This window comes from Pseudomonas sp. SWRI179 (assembly GCF_014268705.1).
Taxonomy (GTDB): Bacteria; Pseudomonadota; Gammaproteobacteria; order Pseudomonadales; family Pseudomonadaceae; genus Aquipseudomonas; species Aquipseudomonas zanjanensis.
The window spans coordinates 96,870-122,757 of sequence record NZ_JABWRA010000014.1 but is presented as its reverse complement, the minus strand read 5'-3'; the positions used below and the strand labels follow the sequence as shown (position 1 = coordinate 122,757).

At 62.4% G+C, this 25,888-nt stretch carries 23 protein-coding genes; 5 read left to right on the top strand and 18 right to left on the bottom strand.

What is annotated here, in order from left to right; all coding sequences use genetic code 11:
* Window positions 1–44: 44 nt before the first annotated feature.
* A complete protein-coding gene (waaA, locus tag HU767_RS10695; RefSeq protein WP_186729499.1) occupies window positions 45–1,319 on the bottom strand; it encodes a lipid IV(A) 3-deoxy-D-manno-octulosonic acid transferase in 1,275 nt (424 codons plus the stop codon).
* A gap of 22 nt (window positions 1,320–1,341) precedes the next feature.
* Window positions 1,342–2,232, bottom strand: coding sequence for a LysR family transcriptional regulator (locus HU767_RS10690; RefSeq protein ID WP_186708041.1), 891 nt, complete (start codon window positions 2,230–2,232; stop codon window positions 1,342–1,344).
* 103 nt (window positions 2,233–2,335) lie between these two features.
* Between HU767_RS10690 and HU767_RS10685 the strand changes: the two genes are divergently transcribed.
* The 4 genes from HU767_RS10685 (at window position 2,336) to HU767_RS10670 (ending at window position 5,917) form a co-directional block, all read left to right on the top strand.
* Window positions 2,336–2,668: a multidrug efflux SMR transporter gene (locus HU767_RS10685; protein WP_046065574.1), complete on the top strand. Its 333-nt coding sequence runs from the start codon at window positions 2,336–2,338 to the stop codon at window positions 2,666–2,668.
* A gap of 264 nt (window positions 2,669–2,932) precedes the next feature.
* Window positions 2,933–4,108 (top strand): FAD-dependent oxidoreductase, encoded by a 1,176-nt coding sequence (locus HU767_RS10680; protein WP_186729498.1) that lies wholly within the window; start codon window positions 2,933–2,935, stop codon window positions 4,106–4,108.
* A complete protein-coding gene (locus HU767_RS10675; RefSeq protein WP_186708045.1) occupies window positions 4,105–4,917 on the top strand; it encodes an aldo/keto reductase in 813 nt (270 codons plus the stop codon). Before HU767_RS10680 ends, HU767_RS10675 begins: the two co-directional genes overlap by 4 nt.
* 34 nt (window positions 4,918–4,951) lie before the next feature.
* Entirely contained in the window at window positions 4,952–5,917 is a 966-nt protein-coding gene (locus HU767_RS10670; protein WP_053117832.1) for a hypothetical protein, read from the top strand.
* 159 nt (window positions 5,918–6,076) lie between these two features.
* Here the strand turns inward: HU767_RS10670 and hldE are convergent, their stop codons facing one another.
* From hldE to HU767_RS10635, 7 genes are all read right to left on the bottom strand, one after another.
* Entirely contained in the window at window positions 6,077–7,498 is a 1,422-nt protein-coding gene (gene hldE / locus HU767_RS10665; protein ID WP_186708047.1) for a bifunctional D-glycero-beta-D-manno-heptose-7-phosphate kinase/D-glycero-beta-D-manno-heptose 1-phosphate adenylyltransferase HldE, read from the bottom strand.
* Between the two features lie 94 nt (window positions 7,499–7,592).
* Complete coding sequence (gene cysC / locus HU767_RS10660) at window positions 7,593–8,204, bottom strand: adenylyl-sulfate kinase (RefSeq protein WP_186708049.1); 612 nt, start codon at window positions 8,202–8,204, stop codon at window positions 7,593–7,595.
* 71 nt (window positions 8,205–8,275) lie between these two features.
* On the bottom strand, window positions 8,276–9,709 hold the full coding sequence (locus HU767_RS10655; protein ID WP_186729497.1) for a PIG-L family deacetylase: 1,434 nt from the start codon (window positions 9,707–9,709) through the stop codon (window positions 8,276–8,278).
* A 37-nt stretch (window positions 9,710–9,746) separates the two neighbouring features.
* A complete protein-coding gene (locus tag HU767_RS10650) occupies window positions 9,747–10,643 on the bottom strand; it encodes a GNAT family N-acetyltransferase (protein WP_186729502.1) in 897 nt (298 codons plus the stop codon).
* Window positions 10,643–12,433, bottom strand: a complete 1,791-nt coding sequence (msbA, locus tag HU767_RS10645; RefSeq protein WP_186708053.1) for a lipid A export permease/ATP-binding protein MsbA — start codon at window positions 12,431–12,433, stop codon at window positions 10,643–10,645. The genes HU767_RS10650 and msbA overlap by 1 nt, the downstream gene beginning before the upstream one ends.
* Window positions 12,434–12,566: 133 nt before the next feature.
* Window positions 12,567–13,763 (bottom strand): O-antigen ligase family protein, encoded by a 1,197-nt coding sequence (locus HU767_RS10640; protein ID WP_186708055.1) that lies wholly within the window; start codon window positions 13,761–13,763, stop codon window positions 12,567–12,569.
* A complete protein-coding gene (locus HU767_RS10635; protein ID WP_186708057.1) occupies window positions 13,764–14,870 on the bottom strand; it encodes a capsular biosynthesis protein in 1,107 nt (368 codons plus the stop codon). It lies immediately after the preceding gene.
* 153 nt (window positions 14,871–15,023) lie between these two features.
* Between HU767_RS10635 and HU767_RS10630 the strand changes: the two genes are divergently transcribed.
* Entirely contained in the window at window positions 15,024–15,656 is a 633-nt protein-coding gene (locus HU767_RS10630) for a toluene tolerance protein (protein WP_186729496.1), read from the top strand.
* A gap of 8 nt (window positions 15,657–15,664) precedes the next feature.
* Here the strand turns inward: HU767_RS10630 and HU767_RS10625 are convergent, their stop codons facing one another.
* The 9 genes from HU767_RS10625 to waaC all read right to left on the bottom strand — a co-directional run bounded on the left by HU767_RS10625 (window position 15,665) and on the right by waaC (window position 25,888).
* On the bottom strand, window positions 15,665–16,951 hold the full coding sequence (locus HU767_RS10625; RefSeq protein WP_186729495.1) for a capsule biosynthesis protein: 1,287 nt from the start codon (window positions 16,949–16,951) through the stop codon (window positions 15,665–15,667).
* Window positions 16,948–17,853 (bottom strand): glycosyltransferase family A protein, encoded by a 906-nt coding sequence (locus tag HU767_RS10620; RefSeq protein ID WP_186708063.1) that lies wholly within the window; start codon window positions 17,851–17,853, stop codon window positions 16,948–16,950. Before HU767_RS10620 ends, HU767_RS10625 begins: the two co-directional genes overlap by 4 nt.
* On the bottom strand, window positions 17,846–19,594 hold the full coding sequence (locus HU767_RS10615; protein WP_186708065.1) for a carbamoyltransferase: 1,749 nt from the start codon (window positions 19,592–19,594) through the stop codon (window positions 17,846–17,848). Before HU767_RS10615 ends, HU767_RS10620 begins: the two co-directional genes overlap by 8 nt.
* Before the next feature lie 365 nt (window positions 19,595–19,959).
* On the bottom strand, window positions 19,960–21,420 hold the full coding sequence (locus tag HU767_RS10610) for a lipopolysaccharide kinase InaA family protein (RefSeq protein WP_186729494.1): 1,461 nt from the start codon (window positions 21,418–21,420) through the stop codon (window positions 19,960–19,962).
* Entirely contained in the window at window positions 21,420–22,172 is a 753-nt protein-coding gene (locus HU767_RS10605; protein WP_186729493.1) for a lipopolysaccharide kinase InaA family protein, read from the bottom strand. Before HU767_RS10605 ends, HU767_RS10610 begins: the two co-directional genes overlap by 1 nt.
* The gene (locus HU767_RS10600) at window positions 22,169–22,903 is read right to left on the bottom strand and encodes a lipopolysaccharide kinase InaA family protein (RefSeq protein WP_186708072.1); all 735 of its coding nucleotides are present in this window, start codon (window positions 22,901–22,903) and stop codon (window positions 22,169–22,171) included. Before HU767_RS10600 ends, HU767_RS10605 begins: the two co-directional genes overlap by 4 nt.
* A complete protein-coding gene (gene rfaP, locus HU767_RS10595; RefSeq protein WP_186708074.1) occupies window positions 22,903–23,709 on the bottom strand; it encodes a lipopolysaccharide core heptose(I) kinase RfaP in 807 nt (268 codons plus the stop codon). The genes HU767_RS10600 and rfaP overlap by 1 nt, the downstream gene beginning before the upstream one ends.
* Window positions 23,706–24,830, bottom strand: coding sequence for a glycosyltransferase family 4 protein (locus HU767_RS10590; RefSeq protein WP_186708076.1), 1,125 nt, complete (start codon window positions 24,828–24,830; stop codon window positions 23,706–23,708). Before HU767_RS10590 ends, rfaP begins: the two co-directional genes overlap by 4 nt.
* Complete coding sequence (gene waaC, locus HU767_RS10585) at window positions 24,830–25,888, bottom strand: lipopolysaccharide heptosyltransferase I (protein ID WP_186729492.1); 1,059 nt, start codon at window positions 25,886–25,888, stop codon at window positions 24,830–24,832. The genes HU767_RS10590 and waaC overlap by 1 nt, the downstream gene beginning before the upstream one ends.

Sequence of the window (25,888 nt, the reverse complement as noted above, 5' to 3'; positions counted from 1 at the left end):
CTGCTTCGCAGCCGAGCGGGAGCAAGCTCCCTCGCCACAACAGCTCAGCCGAGCAACCGCCCTAACCCATCCAGCAACCGCTGCAACGCGCCCTGATTGCGGCGCATCACCGCAAGCCCCGCCTCGGCCATACGCTGGGCGTCCCGGGGCAGTTCGAACAGGCGCTGGACCGCCAGGGCCAGGCTTTCGGCATCCTCCACTTCCGCCAGCGCACCGGCGGCACGCAGTTGCGCGGCGATTTCAAGGAAGTTGAACAGGTGCGGCCCACTGAGCACCGGTTTCGCCAGCGCCGCCGGTTCGAGCAGGTTGTGCCCGCCATTGGGCACCAGGCTGCCACCGACAAACGCGCTGTCGGCCAACGCATAGAGAAACAGCAGTTCGCCCATGGTGTCGCCGAGCAACACCGAAGCCTGGGCGGTAACCGGTTGCCCACCGGAGCGCCGCACCGTGACCAGACCCTCGCTTACACACAGTTGATGCACTGAGTCGAAGCGTTCGGGGTGACGCGGCACCAGGATCAGCAACGCATCGGGATAACTGTCGAGCAGCCGACGATGGGCGGCCAGCACCACTTCGTCCTCACCCTCATGGGTGCTGGCGGCGATCCACACCGGGCGGTCCATCGCGTGCCACTCACGGCGCAAGGCACTGGCACTTTCGAGCAACTGCGGGTCGATGGTCAGGTCGAACTTGATCGAGCCGGTGACCTCGACGGTTTCCGCCCGAGCCCCCAATTGGCGAAAGCGCTCGGCCTCGGCTTCGGTCTGTACGGCGAACAGGCTCATCTCGGCGAGCATCGGCCGGGTGAGCTTGGGAAAGCGGGCATAACCCCGCGCCGAACGCTCCGACAGCCGCGCGTTGGCCAGGGCCACGGGAATGCCGCGCCGGGCGCATTGGTGAATGTGATTGGGCCACAGCTCGGTTTCCATGATCACCGCCAGGGATGGGCGCACCCGGTCGAGAAAACGCTTGGCCGCACTCGGCAAGTCATAAGGCAGATAGCAATGCTGGATGCGCGGCTCGTTGGCGAACAGCGCCCGGATCCGCTCCGATCCGGTGGGCGTCATGCAGGTGACGGTGATTGGCAGCTGTGGATAACGTTGCAGCAAGGCGCGGATCATTGGCGCGGCGGCAATGCTCTCGCCCACCGACACCGCGTGCACCCAGATGCCCCCTGGGGCCATGACCGGCAGCCCCCAGGAGAACCGCTCGCCAATGCGCCGGGCATAAGCCGGCGCCTTGCGGGCCCGCAGCCACAGCCGAATCGCTACCAGTGGCAGCCCCAGATAAAACAACGCGCTATAGAGAGTTCTGTTCATGGCGGCGGAGTTTATCGGTTTTTCAGCCGATCGCCTGCAACTGCACGGCAAAACGTTCCGCCAGCCAACGAGCGGCCGGGCCCAGGGGTTCATCGCGGCGCCAGACCAGTTCCACCACCAGCGCCGGTGGGGTCCATTCGCTGTTGAGCTCGATCATATCGCCCAGGTACGCCGGGTATTGCACCACATGCCGTGGCAGCCACGCCCAGCCCAGGCCACTCCTCAGCCATTCGGCCAACACATAGAAACTGTCGGCCCGCCAGACCTGCGGACTGGCCTGCTCGCTACCGGGATAGACGCTCGATTGAGTCGCCATCAGCAACTGGCGGTGCCGGGCCATGTCCCGGCAGCTCACATACGCATGGTTCGCCAAAGGATGGCCCCGGCTACACACCGTGACCATCTCGACGCTGCCCAGCACCCGGCGCTCCAGCGCCTCGGGGATCTGGTCGTGATAGAACAGCAAGCCGAGGTCGGCGCGCCGCTCCACCAGTTTGCGCGCCACGTCGCCCTGGGCGGCGCTGGCCAGTTGCACTTCGAGGGTGGGGAATTGCTCGGCCAGGGCCGCCAGGCTGTCGATGACCGGCTGATAGGGCATGGCCTCGTCCTGGGCCAGGCGCAGCGACGCTTCCTGCCCGCGCATCAAGGCCAGGGCGCGGCCATTGAGGCGCTCGCACTGGCGCAGCACTTCCCTGGCCTCCTCAAGCAGCGCCACGCCCGCATCGGTGAGTTTAGGCTGGCGACCGCTGCTGCGGTCGAACAGGCTCACCCCCAAATCGTCCTCCAACAAGGCAATCGCACTGCTGATGGCCGATTGCGCCTTGCGCTGGTCCCGGGCCACGGCGGAAAACGAACGTTTCTCGGCAACTTCGGCAAACAACCGTAATTGCTCCAGGTTCCACTGCACGTTCATGGCTCAACCTATCTCCAATACAGATAGGTAATGACTTTACCGCATCTGAGTGATCTCTAGAATGGCCACATCGAAAGACGCAACCGCCAAAGAGGAATCGCCCATGAACGCCTACTACTACCTGGCCATTGCCATCTGCGCCGAAGTGATCGCCACCGTTTCGATGAAAGCGATCAAGGGCCTGAGCACACCCCTGCCCTTGCTGCTGGTCATCGTCGGCTACGCTACCGCTTTTTGGATGCTGACGCTGGTGGTGCGCACCGTACCGGTGGGCGTGGCTTATGCAGTCTGGGCCGGGCTGGGGATTGTCATGGTCAGCGTGGCGGCGCTGTTCATCTACGGGCAAAAACTGGACGTGCCGGCGATGCTGGGGATGGCGTTGATTGTTCTTGGGGTTGTCGTGATCCAACTCTTTTCCAAGACTGCTGGGCACTGAAAACACTGCCATTGAGTTGGAACACACCGATATTGAGCTGGAACGCACTTGTGGCGAGGGAGCTTGCTCCCGCTGGGCTGCGCAGCAGCCCCAAAAAGCTTGGGACCGCTACGCGCCCCAGCGGGAGCAAGCAAGCTCCCTCGCCACAAGCAAGCTCCCTCGCCACAAAAGCTTTGCTCCCATGTGGCCGACGTTGATCGCCAACAAATGCCCTGCGTAGCGAGTCTGTATACTGCGCCCTCGTCTTGAACACTGAGGTCGCTCATGTCATCCGTTATTTCCACCGACATTCTGATTGTCGGCGCAGGCGTCGCCGGCCTCTGGCTGAACGCCCGCCTGCGTCGCCAGGGGTTCTCGACTGTGCTGGTGGAAAGCGCCAGCCTCGGCGGCGGGCAGAGTGTCAAATCCCAGGGCATCATCCATGGCGGCGCCAAGTACGCCTTGCATGGCGCCCTGACCGGGGCCTCGGAAGCCATCGCCGACATGCCGCGCCGCTGGCGCGAAGCCCTGAAGGGTGAAGGCGAGCTGGACCTGTCCGGTGTGCGCATGCTGTCCGAGGCCCATTACCTCTGGTCTCCCGGCACCCTGGCCGGCAACCTCACCAGCTTCTTCGCCAGCAAGGCCGTGCGCGGACGAGTGGATCAGGTCAAGGGCGATCAACTGCCGCCGGCCCTGCAAGACAAGCGCTTCAAGGGCAAGGTCTATCGCTTGGCCGAACTGGTGGTCGATGTCCCCAGCCTGATCGCGCGCCTGGCGGAGCTGGCCGGCGACAGTCTGTTGGCCGGGCAGCGCATCGAGCCACTGCGCGAAGCCGGTGAGCTGGTCGGGCTGAAGGTCGACGACCGCGAGGTCCGTGCCCAACGCATTATCCTCAGCGCGGGCGCTGGCACCGCCGACCTGCTCAAGGCCCTGGGCCTGGACAAACCGGCCATGCAAACCCGGCCGTTGCACATGGTCCTGGTCAAGGGACCGAGCCTCAAGCCGCTTTACGCCCATTGCCTGGGCGGCGGACCGAAGCCACGCGTCACCGTGACCACCCATCCCGCCGCCGATGGCCAATGGGTCTGGTACCTGGGGGGCGACCTTGCCGAAGGCGATGCCGTCGCCCGCGAGCCTGCGGCACAGATCGCCGCCGCGCAGAAAGAACTCGGCCAACTGTTGCCCTGGGTCGACCTCAGCACCGCGCAATGGGCCACGCTAAGGGTTGACCGCGCCGAACCGCTGCAATCAGGCCTGACCCGCCCGGATAACGCCTTCCTCGCCGAGCAGGAGCGCCTGCTGGTGGGCTGGCCGACCAAACTGGCCCTGGCCCCGGACTTCGCCGATCGGGTGTTCAACGCGCTGCAACGCGATGGCATCCAGCCCAGTCACCCGGCCCCGCTGCCGGACCTGCCGAAGCCGCCCATGGGCGTTCCTGCCTGGGAGCAACTGCTGCCATGATCCAAGCGACCCTGCATGATCTCTATCGCCCCCTCGGCCATAACGGCCCGCGGGTTTCCCCCCTGGGCCTGGGCACCGTCAAGCTGGGCCGCGACCAGGGCGTCAAATACCCCAACGGTTTTCAGATTCCCGATGACAACGAAGCGCGCATGCTGCTCAAACTGGCGCGTGACCTGGGCATCAACCTGATCGACACCGCGCCCGCTTACGGCCGCAGCGAAGAGCGCCTTGGCCCGCTGCTGCGCGGCCAACGCCAGGACTGGGTGATTGTCAGCAAGGTCGGCGAAGAATTCAGTGACGGCCAGTCGCGCCATGACTTCAGCGCCGCCCATACCCGATTCTCGGTGGAGCGCAGCCTCAAGCGCCTGGAAACAGACTATATCGACCTGGTCCTGGTGCATTCCGACGGCAACGACCTGGCGATCCTCAACGACAGCGAGGTCTACCCGACGCTGGCGGCGCTCAAGCGCGAGGGCAAGATCGGCGGCTTCGGTTTTTCCGGCAAGACCGTCGACGGCGGCCTCAAAGCCTTGGAGCAAGGCGATTGCGCGATGGTCACCTACAATCTGAACGAACGAAACGAAAAGGCTGTCATTGACTACGCCAGCAAACACGGCAAAGCGATCCTGGTGAAAAAAGCCCTGGCCAGCGGCCACGTCTGCCTGAGCCCCGGGGTAGACCCGGTTCGCGCCAGTTTCGAACTGTTGTTTGAGCATCCTGGGGTCGCCAGTGCTATTGTCGGCACCATCAATCCGCTGCACCTCGCCCACAACGTCGCGACCGTCGCCACGGTCCTGCGTAAACACTGACGCCGCCCTACGCGGCCTGAAGGAAGGAGCCGACATGCCGCGTACGCTCATCAGAAAGAACCCAAGCAACTTCAAGACCCTGCCCCTGTTCGTCGAAGCGACCCCCGAAGGCCTGACTTACCAGAGTGTCGGGATGCCGCTGAATTTCGCCCAGACCTTGCAGCGCCGCCGCCCTGTCGCGGTGGCCGATGCCGAGCGTTTTTCCCTGGAGCTGGCCAACCTGGGCGTCTCGGTGCGCCTGACCCTGCATTGGCAGAACCGCGATTATTGGGTGTTGGTACGCCAGCGTCGGCAGGATCGCGGCGACGTGGTGCTCAAGCTGATTTCCGGCTATGTCCCGGCCCACGAACTGAACCTGCCGCTGCTCACCGCCATCAGCGAAATTGCCGAAGAGTGCCTGCTGGAAACTCCTGAAGGCTGGCTAGGTGGACGCTTCAACGACACCTGGCTGCCGGCCCCCTACGCCACGGCCCTGCATTACCGCGAAGCCTTGCCGTTTCGCCTGACGCCGCTGTCGGGCTCGGCCCGCCCGGTGCGCAGCGCCAATCTGCAGCTGATCGAGCGGCCACGGGCCTACGTGCACCTGCCGACGGCATCGCTGCAATTGATTTATGACTTGCGCCTGGATGTGCCCAAGGAAGCCAAGTCCCTGAGCCTGTTTCACGTCGATGAACGCTTGGAAGGTGACCAACTGGTGGCCCGTCTGGACCGCAAGCGCCCGGACCTGTACCTGATGCCCTTGCAGGACGGGCAGCCCTTGCCCGAGCTGTACACCTTGAAAAAGGATCAACTGCACCCGGCCAGCACCCGTGGCCTGTACCTGGCGGAAAGTTTCGCCCGGCAGGACGGCTGGCTGGTGCGCGACGAGCGGATTCGCTGGAAGGACTGGCTGCGCCAGCAAGGGCTGACGCCACCGGGCAAGGAGTCGGGCCTGACCCGACTCAAGGGCAAGGCCCGGCAGTTGCTCAAGAAGATCGTGCCGCGCAAGGTGGCTCGTTAGAAACCACACGACTCAGAGCGCTTTTGTGGCGAGGGAGCTTGCTCCCGCTGGGTTGTGCAGCAACCCCATTTTTTATGGGCGCTTCGCACCCAAGCGGGAGCAAGCTCCCTCGCCACAAAAGCTCCCCAACCACAGCGTTCAGCTCGACTGTGAAACAGCTCAGTTATTGCGGATCTTTTCCACAATCGCCGTCGTCGAGCTGTTTTCCACCAGCCCCAACACTTTCACGGTACCGCCGTAGGCCGTGACGATGTCCGCGCCCACGACCTGATCGATCCCGTAGTCACCGCCCTTGACCAGCACATCCGGCTTGACCTGGCGCAGCAGGTTTTCCGGCGTGCCCTCGCTGAAACTGATCACCCAGTCCACCGCGCCCAGGCCAGCCAGGACCGCCATGCGCCGGTCGACGCTGTTGATCGGACGCCCGGGTCCTTTGAGACGACTGACGGAGGCATCGTCATTGACCGCGACGATCAGGCGATCACCCTGGGCCCGGGCCTGCTCGAGGTAGGTCACGTGGCCGGCATGCAGGATGTCGAAGCAGCCGTTGGTGAAGACGATGCTTTCGTTATGGGCGCGGGCGTCGTCTACCGCCAGCAGCAACTGCTCCAGGCCCAACACGCCGCGCTCGGAGCCTTCCTCGCGCTGGATGGCGCGACGCAGCTCGGGGGCGCTGATGGCGGCCGTGCCAAGCTTGCCGACGACAATGCCCGCCGCCAGGTTCGCCAAGGCCACCGCGTGGGGCAATTCCTCACCGGCAGCGATCGCCGCGGCCAGGGTGGAAATCACCGTGTCGCCGGCACCCGTCACGTCGAACACTTCACGGGCACGGGCCGGCAGGTGCAGCGCCGGGTGGTCGGGGCGTAGCAAGGTCATGCCGTGCTCGCCACGGGTCACCAGCAAGGCACCGAGGTCTAGGTCTTGCATCAACTGCGCGCCTTTGCTCACCAATTCGTGTTCATCGACGCAACCGCCAACGATGGTTTCGAACTCGCTGAGGTTCGGCGTGATCAGGCTGGCGCCCCGGTAGATGGAAAAATCCTTGCCCTTGGGATCGGCCAGGACCGGGATGCCACGGGCACGGGCGGCCTGGATCAGCGACTGGTGGTTTTTCAACGCGCCTTTGCCGTAGTCCGACAACACCAGGACCTTGACGCCTTCGAGCAGCTTGTCGACCTCGGCACCGAGGGCCAGGGGATCGGTGGCGAACGGCTCTTCGAAATCGATACGCAGCAGTTGCTGGTGACGGCTCATGACCCGCAGCTTGACGATGGTCGGCTGGTGCGCAACGCGCTGGAATATCGCGCGTACGCCCGCCCCCTTCAGGCTGTTGGTCAGGCTGTCGGCGGCCTCGTCGTCACCGGTGACACCCACCAGGGACGCCGGCGCCCCGAGGGCAGCGATATTCAAGGCAACGTTGGCGGCACCACCGGGGCGGTCCTCGATGTGCTCGACCTTGACCACCGGTACCGGTGCCTCAGGGGAAATCCGTGAGGTACCGCCATGCCAGTAGCGGTCGAGCATGACATCGCCGACCACCAATACAGGGGCTTGATCGAATCGCGGCATGGACAACTTCATGGAGCATCCCACATACAAAATGAACAGGGGCGCGATATTAGCACAGGGTTGAGGAAGGCTCTTGCACGGCTGCAACCGGATGCAATAGCCGCTTTCAGGGGCAACGCCGTACCAATGCCCACAACCGCTCGCAGGCCTCGCTCAGCGCCAGGCCGCCCGTGTCGATATTGCCCTCGGGGGCCAGGGGAGCTTCGTACGGGCTGTCGAGGCCAGTGAAATTCTTCAAGCGGCCGGCACGCGCTTCCCGATAAAGCCCCTTTGGATCCCGCTGGGCACAGACCTCAAAGGACGTGCTGACATAGACTTCCAGGAAGCTGCCCTCGGGAAACAACTTGCGCGCCGCCTCACGGTCGGATCGAAAGGGTGAGATGGCCGCAACGATGACAATCAACCCTGCGTCGACCATCAACCGCGCCACCTCGGCGATGCGTCGGATATTCTCATTGCGCGCTTCAGGCGTCATGCCCAGGTCACTGCACAAACCCCGGCGCAGGTTGTCACCGTCAAGCAGGCTGGTGTGAAGCCCCTGCTCGTGCAGCCGCACTTCCAGCGCATTGGCCAGTGTCGACTTCCCCGCCCCGGAAAGCCCGGTCAGCCAGACGCATAGCGGTTGTTGGCGTTTGATCGCGGCCCTGGCCTCGGGGGAAACCGTCGAGGCGTGAGGCGAGTTCTGTTGATGTGTCGATACCTTTGACATCTTTTCCATGAATCAAGCATCTCCCAGCGCTGCCGGCTGCTCAAAAGTAAAGCACAGGCGGGCTCGGGCACGTCAACGAATCAGGAGCGGCTGGCCTGGCGATCATCCTGCGACGAGGCGTCCAAATGCCGAACCCAGAAAAGCTCATGCCGCCGGACCGCCTTGCGGAAGAACTCGTCTTCTCCGGTGCGCGGCCAGCGGCGCCCGGCCAGCAGGCGCTGGATGGCGCGGCGCAAACGCCGCTTGAACGGAGGACGCCCCTGCAAGTCATGTTGCATGCCCAAGGCCATGGCCTTGTCCATACGGGTGGAAGCGTCCAACGACGGACTCCACAACCCATCGGCCGGCAAGGGTTCGATGGCCGGCGGCAGCGCAATGCCATGGCCTGCCGGCCCCATCGGCCAGCGGTCGTTGTCGTGCAGATGATTGGCATAGAGCAGCAAGGTCCGCGGCCGCCAGGCACTGAGCTCGATCGCCTCCATCAGCGCTCGGGTGCTGGCGACATGATCACTGTGCGGGTCCAGCTCGGGATGCGGCGTCAACACCACCTCGGGCCGGTGATGTTCGAGCAGACGTGCCAGGTCGGCCACCAGGTTGCGCCACGTCGGCAAGCCATCACTGTCACCCGGCAGGCTCAAGGAATTGAACCTGCGGACCTGGCGGATATCACTCTCGCCTGATTCCCGCGAGCCGAAGCCTTGGTCGGGTGCCTTCGCCATGGCTTCCAATTGCAGGCAGTAATAACCCAGCTGCGCGCATTGCTGTTGCGCCACGCCTCCCCATAACGGCACGGCCAGGCTGTCCCAACTGCGCAAGCGCCCCTTGAGACGAGCGGCCTCGGCGGGGTCCAGGCCCATGTCGCGATAGCGCTCGGCTTCGATTTCCCCTTGGGTCAGCGTCACGATAGCCACATCGCTGGCACGGCTGTACAGCCCGAATGCAGCGAGTTCGGCATCATCGGCGTGGGGCGCGACGATGAGCAGGCGCTGCTGGCCGAAATCCGGATTGCTCAGCACATGCAACGTAGCCTGCGGGGCAATGCTGCAAAAACGCCCGCGCAATGCCAGGGTGCCATCCGCGAGTGCCGAACCTTGTCCGGACAGGTTGAGAAAACGCTCGCCGAAAACGCCCCGTTCGAGATCCTGGCGATCATCTCCAATCCAGACTTGGGGGTCGAGGAAGCGTCCCAGCCAATGGCTTTTTACCCGTACCTGCAAGATCAGCGTCTGCCCGGCGTCGAATTCACCCGTGAGTTGCAGCTTCCCCCCCATCGAACTGACGGGAAACCGAGGCGTACCTGGCGGGAAGTCATAGCGATAATCGTCCCCCGGGGCATAGAACAGATGGTCGGAGAACCAGGCTTCGTGGCCAACCCAGCCCAGCAGGAGAAATACCGGCAACGACCACCACGAAACCGTAAAACCGAGCACCAGCGCCGCCAGCAGCACGCCAGCGAGTACCAGGCGCTTGCGTTGCCGATGGCGTTTGAGCAGTTGCTGCTTGCGTGCGCTCACGGTTCTCTTCTCTCTCTCATGGGCTGCGTGTGCTCCCTCAAACCTGATAGACCGGAACCCGGTTGCACCAGCGATCCTTGTATTCGCGATCGGCGCGGCCGAACGAGTAGCGCAGCGGCTTGCCCGCTGCCCGGGCGAGTTCCCACTCGGCCTGGGTGTTGACGAAGCTGAGCACGCTGCCCGGACTGAAGTCGCGGCTCTGCGGATCAACCCCGCCATTGATATATTCCAGGCTGAACCAGCCGGGCGCCTCGACCCGATACAGAATCTGGATCGCCACTGGTTCGTCATTCAGATAAATCAGCGACCCAGTCATGAATTCGCGCATCAGGCTGAACACCTCGGCCAGATGCGTCTTGCCCGGGACTTCGAAATTCCAGCGACGCTGGAACAGGTCGGCATACACGGCGGCCTGTTCGCCGGGGGTCAGTTCGAGCATGGGCCGGATACTGCCCCCCGCGTCTTCCAGCAGCCGCTGTTCGCGGCGCTGGTTGTAGCGGAATTTCTTGCTGTAGTCCTCTGGCTCGCGCGCCAGCGCCAGGCCTTCCGGTTGCTCGACGAGGCCAGTGACGTGCGGGGCATTGAGTTCGGACACATACCGCACGCGGTGCCGCAGGCGAACCTGGGCGCCTTGGCTGACGGGCAGGATGACCTCGGCATTGCCCAGGTCGAGCATGCCACGCTTGCCCTCACGCTTGAGCACATCCTTGGATAGCGCCACATGCCGCCCCCAGGTGGGCATGGCGGCGCGCAGTTGGCCATCGACGAGCCATCCCAGGTAGCGCACCGGAATACCCACCAGCCCGGCCAGGCGCTCGACCACATCGGGGTGTGTCGCCACGCTGCCGCCGAACTGATGCCAGGCTTGGGCATAAGTCGCTGCGTCTATCGGGGTCCAACCGCTTTCTCGCCAGGCCCGCCAGTAACTCAAGATCAAACGAAGGACTCCTTCGCCGGCTCGTCGGCGCCCTCGACGAAATCCTTTTCGTGCAGGCGTGCATAGAAGCCATTCAGCGCCAACAGCTCGGCGTGGGTGCCGCGCTCGACGATACGGCCCTTGTCCATCAGCAGGATCAGGTCGGCTTTTTCGATCGTCGACAACCGGTGGGCAATGACGAGCGTGGTGCGTCCTTTCATCACCTGGTCCAGGGCGGCCTGGATGTGGCGCTCGGACTCCGTGTCCAGGGCCGATGTCGCCTCATCGAGGATCAACAGCGGAGCGTTCTTGAGCAACGCCCTGGCAATCGCCAGGCGCTGGCGCTGGCCACCGGAAAGCAGCACGCCGTTCTCGCCCACCAGCGTGTCGTAGCCCTGCGGCATCTGCTCGATGAACTCGGCGGCGTAGGCATCTTCGGCCGCCCTGCGGACATCTTCGAACGGTGCACCGGCGAGATCGCCATAGGCAATGTTGTTCGTCACGCTGTCGTTGAACAGCGTGACCTGCTGGTTCACCAAGGCAATGTGTCGACGCAGGTTGTTCAGCCGGTATTGCTCGACATCCACGCCATCGAGCAGTATCTGCCCCTTGTCGTGGTGATAGAAACGCGGGATGAGGTTGGCAAGGGTCGACTTGCCGCTGCCCGAGCGCCCTACCAGGGCAACCATCTGACCCTCTTCGGCGGTAAAGGAGATATCGTCGAGCACGAGTTTTTCCGTGCCCGGGTACTGGAAGCTCAGGTTGCGCACTTCCAGGCGGCCATTGACCCGGGCCATCTCCTGGGTCCCCGTATCGACTTCAGGCTCTTCGTCGAGTTGCTCGAAAATGCTCTCTGCCGCGGCAAGCCCTTTCTGGATCGTGGCGCTGACTTCGGACAACTGGCGGATAGGCTTGGGTAGCAAGCCGGCGGCGGTGATATAGGCCACCAGCTCACCTGCCGAGGCATCGCCACGCAGGTAAAGCACCAGGTACATCAACACGGCCATGCCGATGTAGATCACCAGTTGCAGCATCGGCGTGTAGATCGACTGGGTGCGCGTCATGCCCAGGCTGCGGTTCATGTTATCGGCACTGGCCTTGTGGAACCGTTCGATCTCATAGCCTTCGCCACCGAAGCTGCGCACCACGCGGTAACCCTGGATGGTTTCCGAGGCCACATGGGTCACATCGCCCATCGCCACTTGGATTTTCTTGCTTTGCTTGCGGAATTTCTTGCTCGCGCTGCTCACCAGCAGGGCAATGACCGGCAGGATCGCCAGCAACACCAGGGTCATTTTCCAGTTGCTGTAGAGCAGATAGCCGAACAGGAACACCACGGTCAACCCCTCCCGGATGACGACCTTGATGGCATCGGTAGCGGCGCCGGTGACCATGGTCACGTTGTAGGTAATGCGGGAAATCAGGTGACCGGAGTTGTGGTTGTCGAAGTAGCGGTTGGGCAAGGTCAGCAGGTTATCGAACAACGCGCAACGCAGGTCATGGACCACACCCCGGGCGACCTTGGCCAGGTAGTAGTTGCCCAGGAAAGAACCGATACCCTGGTAGACCGCGATCAGCACGATCAGCAGCGGCACCCCCAGTACCAGCGACACACCCATGAACTGGGTGTCATTGGGCTTTTGCAGTGCGTCGAGGAAATGCTTGAGCATGTCCGCCAGCATCGGCTGGCTGGATGCGAACAACACGAAGCCAACGATACTGACGGCGAAAGCGCCCCAATACGGGAGTACGTACTTTAGCAATCGCATGTAAATTTTCATGCTCGATTGCTGGTCGGAATTGGCCATTCGGTGCGCCTCGCACGTTTGAAAAGACAGACAAGCTGCAGATTGTAACAGCGAACCAATTGCAACATTGGCCCAGCCAGGACGAAGGAGTGGGAGTGCCGTCAGGAGGGCTCCTCACGGCACGGCCGCATGGTCAGGAGGCAGGAGCACTCCCACTGGGAACCTCGATGTCGGGGTTACCCCGAGCCGCCAATACTATGCTCAGCGCAATGGGCAGCCAAGTAATCAGCCAGTCCGCGTTGGGCTTGAGCCATAGGCCAATGCCATCTGTCAGCAATGACACGCCGGAGAAGACCCACAGTATCAGCAGCACCTGACCCAGCGGTTGCGCACGCGAAATCCAACCACGCCAGCCCGCAGCCAGCCATAGCAAGCCATACAACATCAGGCCAGGCACACCGAGACGTACACCGGTATCCAGGAAAAGGTTATGGGGGTGCTTGAATGGTCGCCGGATTTCGGCGATAGGAATGAGATATTCATGGAAACCCAGCCCTGTTGCCCAATGCTCCAGCATCAATCGAATGCCAGCGCCCCATAGCTCTGGACGGTAGGACACACCACGCTGCAGAAAGATTTCCGGCGCGAATACAGCGATCAATGCGATCCCGGCAATCACCGGGGCGATCAATGCTGCGGTCAGTCGCGACGGTCGCGCCACGCCCGCCATCAACAGACCGGCCAGCAGGCCGATCCATACACCACGGGTCTGGTTGAAGCCCAAAAATACCGCGTACCCCAAGGCAGGAATGATCAGAAGCATCATCACCCAAGGGCTGAAACGTTTGGTCTGCAACATGAATGTGCCGATGATCGCAAGGGCTCCCACCGCATGCGCGGCAGGGATGGCGGTGTCCCACAAACCGATGGCAAGTACCCGCGCGCTGAAAGGCCGGGCGCTGAACGGATAGAAATAGACCCAAGAGGCCAAAGCAAAAAAACCGCCCACGATCGATGCATACAGCAACATCGACTCGAACCGCCATGCACGGTTCTGTGCCGCCAACAATATGCCAGACAGCGTCAGTGTCACATAGATCGTCACCTTGACCTTGCCAAGGACGTTCTCTCCTCCCTCGATCCAAAGCACCAGCAACGTCCAGGCCATGAACAATGCGTAGAACACGCACTCGGGCTGCTTGAGCAACAACCGAAAATCCCGACGGAACAACGCCAGCAAGGCAGGCAGCCACAGCAGGAAAATCAACAACTGGTGATAAAGCTTGTTTTCCGGCAGTACCCAAGCACCACATAGAAGAACCAGAAAGCCAATGGATGCCCATGCCACCAGGACATCCTGGTCGATAAGTCTTTTTATATTTTTGAACATTCAGGTTCTGCTCAAAATCCGATCGGCGACCCGTTGCAATTGAGCCTGATCGGCATTTTTCCAGCTGCCCTTGATGCAGTAGCTCTCGGAAAGATAATGAAGGAAGTTGCGCCTCAAGCGCTCATCGAGCGGCCATTGCGGGAATCCACGGGCCAGCGCCATGACCTGGTCGGCATTATCAGCATGCATCACCAGCCCTTCCACATTGAAAAAGGCTTGGCCAAGCGTGAGCACGGGCTTGCCCAGCAGCAGGCTTTCCAGCCCCACAGTCGAATTGACCGTGATCACGAACTGACTGGCCTCGATCAACTGTTGCGTGGCATTGCCGTTGGCGAAGAGCAGGCGTTCATGGGTGCGCTCGTGCAGCTCGGGGTAGGTCTCGCGGCTGGACGGGTGCTCCTTGAACACCACTGTCATGCCTGTCTCCTCGGCGAGTCGCTCGCCTAAGGCAAACATATCGCGCATGTTCCTGATCCAGGGGGAAAACAGGCGGACCTGACTGTCGCGATCATCCTGGAACGGAATGAAGACGAACTGCGCGGGCAGCATGATCGGGGCCGGTCCGGCGCTGCGTGGCGCACGAGGAATCAGCACCGGCGCAGCTTGGCTTTCTGGCACTGGATGCGGGTAATCAAGGTAGAAACTTGCGTCGCGCGGAACCGCGTTCAGGTAGTTCACGCCACGCGGATCCACCGTGGTGGTGTTGGGCAACAGGCCGTTTTCGAAGAAGAAGGTCTTGCAACCGGCCGGCGCCAGTGCCGCCAGCAACCGGCAGTAACGATGGGCGCCGTTCCAGAACGCCAACGCATCGGGGCGCTCCCGGTCAAGCAAGGCCTGGGCGCGCAGCGCCATCCACAGGAGTTCGAGGCGTAGCAACAGGCGATACAGCGCGCCATTGTTTTTTTTCTTGACCCGACGCTCCTCGCATTTCTCTTCGATCAGGCTCGGCCAATCGATGCGCGAAACAATCCTGGAAATTCGTAAAGACCTTGGCCAGGGCATGTGTTGAGGAGAAACGACTTTACCTTGCAGCTCGGTTTCGTTGAGCAAGCGATTGAAATAAAGACCCTGGTGCTTGGCCAGGGAAATGAACAGCGTTTTCGTCATGGAATATCCAGAAAGACGGCGCCAGGCGAGCCGTGAACAAGGCGAACGCCCCGGTGAAAATTGACGCGACTATACCACAGCGGTTTTTGCCGCCTGCACACTGCGCTAACATACCCGGCTGCCCCTCCCATCGGGCCAAGCCTTGGAGCCTTGATGCAAACGCTCGACCCTACTGTTTACCTCGACCTGCGCGAAGGTGCCGATGTCCTCGAAGCCGATCGCCAAGGGGATAAAGTGCTGCGCCTGGTCGATGGCTCGATACTCAAGCTGTTCCGGCGCAAGCGCCTGCTGACCTCCGCGCTATGGTCGCCGTATGCCAGGCGCTTTGCCGACAACTGTCAGGCCTTGCACGAGCGCGGGATTGAGTGTCCGCGGGTTCGCCAGGTCTTTCGCATTCCCTCCATCGAGCGTGACGCGGTCCATTACGACCCGCTGCCCGGCCGCACCCTTCGGCAATTGCTGGACGGGGATGCCCCCGCCGACCTTCAGGCACGACTCGGTGAGTTCATGGCTGGCCTGCACCAGAAGGGCATCTATTTTCGCTCCGCGCACCTGGGCAACGTCGTGCTGACACCTGAAGACACGCTGGGGCTGATCGACGTCGCCGACCTGAGGGCTTATGGCAAGCCGCTGCGCAAAGGGCTGCGCCTGCGCAACTTCAAACACATGTTGCGCTACCGCCAGGATCGCGAATGGCTGCTCAGGGACAATCGGTTCCTGGAGCACTACCTCAGCCATCAGCAAACCTGCAACGAACGGGAGCTGAGGCTCGCGCTCGGTACCTGAATCGCCAGTCAGCCGGCGGCAGGCAGCCTGGATAATTCGAAGTCCTGCGCGGGATCTCTGTCGCGCAACAAGTCATCGACCAGCTCGACGGTTTTTGCCAACCCCTTGGAACCGTGCACCAAGTGATACTCGGCGAAGCCGCGGGCCTTGACCACGCAATCCGTATAATCGCGCTCTAGCGCCTGCAACTGCTGGGAAAAAGCCTGCTCGTCGCGCACTTGCGGCCCGAAGAACAACGCGTGGGAAAAAATATCCACATCGTTGCCAGCATTCACATGTATCACCGGCCGGCCTGCCAGCCCCGCCTCGATGCCGGCATTAGACATGATATTGACGACTACGCTGGCCTGGGCAAGCGCCTGTGCCAGCGAGCAGTCGATACCCAGCAGCTCAATGTTGGCGAATCGCGTCGCCGCGTCGATCCAGAATTGCGCCTTGCTGCGCGGGTGGCGCTTGAACAGCAGGCGATAATGCGGATTGCGCCCGGCCCAATCGCGCAGCAGCCGATAGGTATCCTCATAACCGGACTCTTTTTCTCGATCAGGCCCTACCCCCAAGACCAACAATGTCTTGATGCAGGGATCAGCGACGGGCAGGTCATAGCTTTCATCGACAAGGTAGGAACCGACCAGCACCACTGTCGACTCACCGAACCGCAGCCGACGCTCTCGCAAGGCTTCCAGCGAACTGCGCCCGAAAACGCCGTAATAATCGTAGTCGTTCATGCCCAGCCGGCGGGATGACTCCAACGTCGTGGCATGGGCCAGGTGCAGCAACCGGGCACCCCGCGCGGCCAACGCCAGGCGCAGGAACGGCGCGTGGAGACTGCCATTGCGTTCGTTGATCAATACTTTGGGTTGATAGGTCTGCACCAGCCATTGAGCGTGGGCGGCATAGACCAGGTAACGCAGGGGGACGGCCTGTGGCGGCGCCACGAGCATGCGCTGGGCGCACGCGTCGGCGGGAGCGCGCAGCGCGGCCTCCGTCAGTTGATGGCCGCGCTTGCGCAGGGCATCGATCAGCACGTTCTTGCGCTGCAGTGCCATGGACTTCGGTGCCGAATGCAACAGCAGCACTTGGCAGGGTGCCGCGCCTGTCGGACGCTTCAGGCACGCCTTGGCGCGCAGTCCAATCGCGACATCCACCAGCACATCACGAGCCAGTCGCAACAGACTGCCAAGGCGACCGTGACGCTCGCGTAGCACTTTCCAGCGATAGCGGTCCAGTTCACGCGCCTTTCGGGCCCAGCTTCCGTCGGCCTGGAACCTATTGTCGTCAGACCTCGAGGCGCTCACTTGAACAACAACCGGATGGCCTTGCGCGTGTAGGACCAGCGCGTGATAGACCGAAGATCGGTACGAATGGCCTGGGCATAAAAAACCTTGGCATTGGCATAGTCGCCGGCACTGTAGCAATCGCGGAACAACGACAGGCATCGCTGGGCCATGAAGGCTTGGCGCAGGTCCTGCAGTTCCTGCGGCATGCGTACCGGGGAAAACACTTCGTCCACCATGCCCACGCCCGCCGCCAGGCTCTGCCTGAGGTCATGGCGCATGCTGTCGCCGTGCTTGTAGATCAGCGCCAACGGCTTTGGGAGTACGGTGCACGGAAAACGCGCCAGCACCTGGGCAAACACCGGGATATCTTCGACGTTGCGCAGATGCTCTGGGTAGTTGCCCGGCCCGAATACGTCGCGATGCATTGCACAGGCGCCGTTGGACAGCGTCACCGTCTTGTCCAGCAGATAACCCCGAACACGCCCACGCGGGGTGGCCGGTAGTGGTTTTACTTCATGCTCGACGCGACGTCCGTCCGCAAACACCGACCAGTGGCCGCCGATGACCAGGCGAGTCTCGGGATGACTGGTTATATGCTGGGTCACCGCGGCAAGGGCACCGGGTGCCATCTCATCATCGGCGTCGAGGAAGATCAGGTATTGCCCCCGAGCCTCCTCAATCCCGCGGTTGCGGACCGACGACAAACCGCCGTTGGGCTTGCGCAGGGCTCGGAAGCCCCCGGCATGTTCGGCCTGCAATTGCGCCAGGACCTGGGGCGTTGCATCGGTGGAACCATCGTCGATCACCAACAACTCAGCCTGGGCTTCGCTCAACTGCGCAATGACTGAATTCACCGCACGAGGCAAGGTCTCGGCGTAGTTGTAGGCCGGAATGATGACACTGACCAGCACCTCAGTCATAAGCGTCCACACCGTCCTTGACCACCAGAATGTCTTCCATGATCAGGTACTGCAGGTCGGAACCGAAGAACATGTTCAGCGCGTCGGTCGGCGAGCAGATCATCGGCTCGCCACGACGGTTGAGCGAGGTGTTCAGCGACACGCCGTTGCCAGTCAGGACTTCCAGGGCCTTCATCATGTCGTAGTAGCGCGGGTTGTATTCACGCTTGAGCACTTGGGCGCGGGAGGTGCCGTCTTCATGGACGACTTCCGGCACGCGGGTTTTCCATTCCTCGGCCACTTCAAAGGTGAAGGTCATGAAAGGGGCCGGGTGGTCGACCTTGATCATCTGCGGCGCAACGGTGTCGAGCATCGACGGGCAGAACGGCCTCCAGCGCTCCCGGAACTTGATCTGTTCGTTGATGCGATCGGCCACGCCGCTGGCGCTTGGGCACCCGATGATCGAGCGTCCTCCCAAGGCACGTGGGCCAAACTCCATGCGCCCCTGGAACCAGGCCACGGGGTTGCCGTCGACCATGATCTTGGCGATGCGCTCCGGGGTGTTGTCGATTTTGCGCCACTCAGGCTTGCTCGGATGACGAGCGCACGCGGCGATCACATCTTCGTTGCTGTAGGCGGGGCCGAGGTAGACGTGTTCCATCTTCTCCACCGGCACGCCACGGGCGTGGGACACATAAGCCGCCGCCCCCACCGCCGTACCGGCGTCGCCGGAAGCCGGTTGCACGAACAGCTCCTTGACGTCGTCACGGGCGATGATCTTCTGGTTCAGCTTGACGTTCAACGCACAACCACCGGCGAAGGCCAGCTTGCCGGTTTCCTTGAGCACGTCGCCCAGGTAGTGGTCGATCATTTGCAGTGCGAGCTTCTCGAACAGCGCCTGCATGCTCGCCGCGTAGTGGATGTACGGTTCGTCGGCAATGTCGCCTTCACGTTTCGGGCCGAGCCACTCGATCAGCTTCGGCGAGAAGTAGAAGCCCTTGCCCTTCTCTTTATAACGGCGCAGGCCGATGACGTTGGCGTAGTCGGTGTTGATCACCAATTCGCCGTTTTCGAACGAGGCCAGGCGCGAGAAATCGTACTTGCTGGCATCGCCGTAGGGCGCCATGCCCATGACCTTGAATTCGCCATCGAGCATTTCGAAACCGAGGAACTCGGTGATCGCGCCGTACAGGCCACCCAGGGAGTCCGGGTCGAAGAATTCCTTGATCTTGTGGATCTTGCCGTTTTCGCCATAGCCGAAGAAGGTCGTGGCGTACTCACCCTTGCCGTCGATGCCCAGGATCGCGGTTTTTTCCTGGAAACCCGAGCAGTGGTAGGCGCTGGAAGCGTGGGCCAGGTGGTGCTCGACCGGTTCGATCTTGATCTTTTTCGGATCGAAGCCCAGTTGTTCCAGGCACCAGACAATCTTGCGGCGATAACGCTTGTAGCGACGGTTGCCCATCAGGATCGCGTCGAGGGCGCGGTCCGGGGCGTACCAGTAACGCTTGGCGTAGTGCCAGCGCGCTTCGCCGAACAGGCTGATCGGGGCGAAGGGGATCGCCACCACATCAACGTCGGAAGGCTTGATGCCGGCCTGCTCCAGGCAGAACTTCGCCGACTCGTAGGGCATGCGGTTCTTTGCATGTTTATCGCGTACGAAGCGCTCTTCCTCGGCCGCCGCGATCAGCTTGCCGTCAATGTACAGCGCTGCGGAAGGATCATGGCTAAGGGCGCCGGACAGGCCAAGAATCGTCAATGCCACAGGGTCTAGCCTCTTATGTCTGCATACGGGCGACAAGCGCCGCGAAAAATGGATGTGCCGCGCACCAAGGGTGCGGGGCAGCTAAAGGGCGGGATTATAGCTTAAAAGCGGCCTTAAGCCTCTAGCGGTGAGTGGCGAACGTGCAGCAGACGATTGCTTGGCGCTGTTTGCAGGGCAGCGCATCGCACCTGTGGCGAGGGAGCTTGCTCCCGCTCGGCGGCGCAGCCGTCGTAAACCGGTTGATGCGGTTTTCCTGTGGGAATGCGCCGGCCTTTTGGGGCCGCTGCGCAGCCCAGCGGGAGCAAGCTCCCTCGCCACAGGGGCATCGGCGACCTCAAGTGAGCTAAAGGGTCTTCATCTGTGGTTCATAGGGCGGACGAAGCGCTATCGACCGTTTTGGGCAACCGCTGATCGATCACCCGATACAACCCACTGTCCTGCGGCCAATTGCGCACGAACCGCGCCCGATCCCGGGCGTAGGCCGGGGCGAAGCTGGCCTGGCTACGGTGCTGGCACATGGAGTCCAGGTCGATCAGCGCCCAGCGGTCGTCTTGCCAGAACAGGTTATGCCCTTTGAAGTCACCGTGACTGATGCGCTCGCGAATGAGGTCGGCGAACAAGCGATCCAGTGCCAGCAGCTCCGTCTCGGGGGCTTCGCCGCTCTCCACGTAAGGGGCGAAGCGCTCGATGATATCCGGGCCAGGCAGGTGCTCAGTGACCAGATAGGCACCACGACGCAGCCACAGGAAACGCTTTTCCAGCAGCGCCAGCGGCTTGGGCGTGGCGATGCCGAGGAAGGCCAGGCGATGGCCTTCGCGCCAGGCATGCCAGGCACGGCTCGGACGCCAGAAGCGCTTGAGCCAATGGGCGAATCCCTTGATGTTGTAGCGCTTGATGATCAGTGTGCGGCCGTTCGCGACCACTTTTCCAACACTCGCCGCGCCGCCGGTCTTGTACAGGTGGCCTTGGTCGAGCAAGGCATCGGCCTGCTCGAGCACTGGCATCATCGCGGCCTCTTCTTCACGGCGGATCGCCCGCAGCCCGAACGGCCCGCGCTGCACACTGAAAAGGCTGCACTCGCGCCCGACTTTTTCAAGAAAGTCCTTCAGTCGCCAGGCGTGGACCTTGTCGATCTGTTTTTGCAGCGCTTCCATGGGCAGCGCGTGTTCAGCGTTGCCCAGCAAGTAATGCACCAGCAATTCTTCGTTGAACGGCTCGATGGATTTGGGAAGCTGGGCGAAAAACACGCCCAGATTCTCCAGCACCTTCTGCCGCGACAATGGCTGGCCGGGGGTTTCGACGCGAATGCCAGCGCCATCGATGAGATAAAGCTTGCCGCCGTGGCGCAGCAGATTGTCCAGGTGCAGGTCTTCCTGCCACAGGCCTTTGCTGTGCAGCCGCGCAATCGCATCCAAGGCCTCGGCCAGCACCGCCGTTTGCTCATCCGCCAGTATCGGCAGATGTTCGACCTGCTTCCAGGCGTCACCAAGGCTCTCGGCATCTTCCAGCAGCTCGAACAGCAACCAGCCACCTTCGCCTTCCTTCAAGCCATCGGCCAGTAGCAACGGCGTCGTCAGCCCCTGCTCCGCCAGCAGGCGAACGCCTTGAAGCTCACGCTGGAAATGTCGGGGTGCCTTGCTGCCCACCAGTAACTTGGCCAACACCGGGCGGCCTCGCCATATGCCGGCGCCCACGTAGCGCTGCCCTGGCAAAACCCGCAGTAGCGTCAACAACTGCAACTGCGCCGGGCCGGCGGCGTCCGCCAGCTCCAGGCTCAGGGGCAGGCCAGGATTGCGACCGGCATTTTTCAGTTCGGACAAAAGCATCAACGAGCCTCCTTGTCGCTACGTCGGGCGGCCAGCCGGGTCATCCAGCTGTCGACCAGAGCGCTGTCGAGCGGCTGCTCTAGATAAACAGACAGCAATTGGCGCACATCGTCGCTCTTCCAGGCGCCTGCCCGTCGCAACAGCGGCTCGAGGTCCTTGACCCGGTCACGTTGGCCGAACAACAGCGGCCGGGTTTTCTCCAGGTCAATCAGCTGTGCCTGGTAGTGACCGTCGATGGCTTGCAGGAAAATATGCTTGGGATAGAAACAGCCATGCATTTGATGGGCATTGTGCAGGCGACGCGCCAAGTGACCACAGGCTTGAAGGATGCCTGTACGTTGGCCGCCACTCAGCGTCGACCAGCGTTGCAGCAGTGAATCAAGGTCATCCCAGCCGTCCAGCGCACGCGTCAGCAGGACCGCCCGCGCCTCGCCGTTCACTTTGCGCTGACCGTAGAACACCGCTTGCAGCGCGGGAATGTGCAACTGCCGATAACGGCTGATATTGCGAAATTCCCGGGAAAAGCTCGGTTCGCCAAACGGGTGGGACCAAGTCCGGGTCAGGTAATTGCTCTGGCGCTTGAGGTAATAACCCTGCCCTTCCAGTTCCAGCCGGAACACGCTGCTCCAGCCATCGCCCGAGGTGTTGGGTTCGTCCACCGCGTCCAGTTGCCGCGCCCACAAGGCCTCGAAGCTGTCCAGGCCATGACGTTGCAACAACGCCCGGTCTTCAGCGGCCAAAAAATCAGTCATTCGCGCCCCTCGAAAAATCTCACCACGTGGCGGATGCGCTTCTTGTCGCACGCATCGAGCCGGTCGCGCTGGCGGTATTGCAGGTAAAAACGCAGGCGCTGCGTGGCCGACAAATGGTATTTGGCCACTTTATCCAGGCACGCCAAGTCCTTGGTGATACGGTACTTGAGCCAGAAACCGCGCCAGAAATCGCCGTTCGGGCAGTCGATCAGAAACAGCTGCGAACGGTCGTCGATGAGCAGGTTGCGCCATTTGAGATCGTTATGGGTGAAGCGGTGGTCGTGCATGGTTCGCGTATAACCGGCCAGTTGCCGGCTGACGTTATCGACCCAGGCACGGTCCGCCAGCCTCGGATCTTGGCGCTCGGCGAGGGCCGAGAGGTCTTCGGTATGCGGCAGTTCGCGGGTGATCAGCGCCCCACGGGCATAGGTCGCGCCGTTTCGCTCCAAGCCCCAGCCCACGACTTCAGCGGTGGGGATGCCCCATTTGGCGAAGCGCTTGAGGTTCTGCCATTCGGACTTGACCCGTGGCTTGCCCAGGTAGCGCCGCAAGCCTTTGCCGGCCCCGACGTAGCGCTTGACGTAATAATTCACGCCGTTGCGCTGTACCCGGATCACCTCGGACAACGGGTCGCGGGTCAAGCGCTCTCCTTGCAATGCGAACACCGCTTCGAGGCTGCCAAAATCCTCTGCCAACTCGGCATATGCCGGTTCCAGATTCCAACCCGACATCAGAGCGCGTCCCCGTACCGCTGCTTGCGGGCATACAGTTTGTTGGCCTTGCCTTCGAGCCAGGCCAGCAGCGAAGCCTCTTCGGCGAGGATTCGACGCAGCGGCTGTTGGAAATAGCCTTTGAGAAAACGCAGTTTGTCGCGGCGGGTCAGACCGATGTCCAGCGCCGAAAAATACAGCGCCGCCAGGTCCTTGTTGCGCCAGCGAGTGGTGATGGCAGGACGGGTCTGGGCGCGGTGCAGGTCGATCACCGAGAGCTTGAAATCCCCAGGCGTCACCGGTTTGTCGGTGTGCAGGAGGAAGTGGCAGATGTAGCAGTCACGATGGTTGACCCCGGCGCGGTGCATCATGCCGGTCATGCGCGCCACTTCGGCGATCAGCGCACGCTTGAGCGTCGGCTGCGGCGGCTGCTTGACCCAGTCGATGCTGAAGTCTTCGAGGCTGACGGTCGGCGCCAGCTCTTCGGTGACGATGAACGAGTGCTGGTCCGCCGGGTTGCTGCCCTTCTCGCCGTAGGCGACCGCCGTCATGGTCGGCACACCCGCTTCCTGCAAGCGCTGGATCGCCTTCCACTCCTGCCCCGCGCCGAGTACCGGCAGCTTGGCGGTGAACAGGTTCTTGAAGATCTCGCCCCAACCGATTCCGCGGTGGATCTTCACGAAAAAACCGCGACCGTCCACCTCCGTGCGCAAGGTGCGCCGGGCCTCCAGTTCGCGATAGACCTCGCCCTTGAGCGCTTCGACTTCGGCGAACGCATCGCGCCCGGCCCAAAGGCTCTTGAACGGTTCGGCCAGCATCAACTTCATTGCGCGTGCTCCGCCAATATCACATCCGCCGCGTGCTGCGGCATGCTGTAGAGGTCGGCCGTCTCGGCGAAGGCCAGACCGTTGCGGCTCCAGGCCGCCCGTGCCTGGGCGTCGTTCAACATGCGCCCCAGGTAGTCGGTGAGCTGGGCTTGTTCGAACGGCTCATCCAGCACCAGGCCACTGTCGGCCTCGGCGATGTAATGGGCGTACCCACACACCGCGCTGACCAGCACCGGCAACCCGGCCACCAGTGCTTCGAGCAATACGGTGCCGGTGTTCTCGTTGTACGCCGGGTGGATCAACAGGTCGGCGCCCAGCAGGAAACGCGGGATATCGCTGCGGCCCTTGAGGAACCGCACGTTGTCGCCCAGGCCCAGCGCGGCGCTTTGCAGTTGGAATACTTTGGGGTCGTCCTGGCCAATTACAAACAGCCGGGTGCGTTTTCTCAGCTCGGCTGGCAACGCGGCCAGGGCCTTGAGGCTGCGATCCACGCCCTTGGTCTTGAACCCGGAGCCGATCTGCACCAGCAGCAGGTCGTCGTCGGCCAGCTCGAATTCGGCCCGGAACGCGGCGCGGATCTCGTCGGCGTCGGCGGGCCGGCGACGGTCCTGGGCGATGCCCGGCGGCAGCAGGTGGAAACGTTCCAGCGGCGTGCCGTAGTGCTTGATGAACAGCGGCTGCTGGACTTCGGAGATCATCAGGACTTCGGTCTTGGCATCCTTGGCGAACACGGCCCGCTCATACTCGGCGAAATGCCGGTAGCGGCCCCAGCGCCGGTACAGCGAATTGCGCAGGTTCTGCGCCTTGTCTTCGAAGCAGCCGTCGGCGGCGTAGTACACGTCCAGGCCGGGCATCTTGTTGAAGCCAATCAACCGATCCACCGGGCGCTTGGCCAGGTCGGCCTCCATCCACGCACTGAGTTTCTCGTTGCGACGATGATTGAACAGCGCCTTGACCGGTGCCACCAGCACCTCGAAGCCTGGCGGCACGTCACCTTCCCAGATCAGCGTGTAGACGCGGATCTGGTGGCCGCGTCGCTGACACTCCAGGGCGATGCGCATGAAGTCACGCTGCAGGCCACCGAAGGGGAAATACTTGTAAAGGACAAAAGCCAATTGCATCAGCGCGGCTCCTCAGCCAATAACGTGCTCAGGTGGCTGGCAACACGCTCGGGGTTCAGACGCGTGAAGCACAGGGGCTGCTCGCGTTTCAGGTCAAACCGCCGGGCATCCTCGGCGGTTGGCGGATAAGTGCAATGTTTCTGCATGCACGGCGCACAAGGGAAATCACTGGCGAGGTGAATCTGGCCCCTGCCATAGGCGCCGGTCAGCACCGGATTGGTTGGGCCGAGCAAGGAAATGGTCGGCACGTCCAGGGCCGCGGCCAAATGGCCGAGACCGGTGTCCACGGCCACGCAAGCCTGGGCCCCGGCAAGCACCTTGCCCATGCCGCCGAGGTTCAGCTTCGGCAGTACCAGGGCGTTGCGCAGCCCGTTGGCGATGCGTTCGGCCCGGGCCTTCTCGGCAGGGTTGCCCCACGGCAGCTTGACGACCACGCCGAACTGGCCCATGCGCTCGGTGAGCTGGCGCCAGTAAAGTTCGGGCCAATGCTTGGATTCCCAGGTCGTGCCATGCAGGAACACCACATAAGGGTAAGGACGCGGCAATTCGACCAGTCGGTCGATGTCGAGGCCATAGCTGCCTTGGGTTTTCGGTAAGTCATAGCCCAGCGCCAAGGCGAACAATTGACGCACCCGCTCGACCGCATGTTGACCACGGGCCACGGCCAGGCGACGCGAATAGAAGCGCGCCGCGAGGGGCTCACGCGCAGAGTCCTTATCCAGGCCAGCCACCGGCGCCTTGACGTAGCGGGTCAGCCAGGCACTTTTCAACAGGCCTTGGGCATCGATCACCAGGTCGTACTTTTCGGCGCGCACGCTCTGCTTGAAACGTCGCCATTCGCCACTCTTGATGGTCTGCCAAAGGTTCTTGCGCCAGCGACGGATCGCCACGGGAATGACTTTGCCCACGGCCGGGTGCCAGGTGGGGATTTCGGCAAAGCCTTCTTCCACCACCCAGTCGAACTTGATGCCGGGAATCGCCCGCGCCGCGTCGGTCAGCGCCGGCAACGTGTGGACCACATCCCCCAGCGAAGAGGTCTTGATCAGCAATACCCGCAA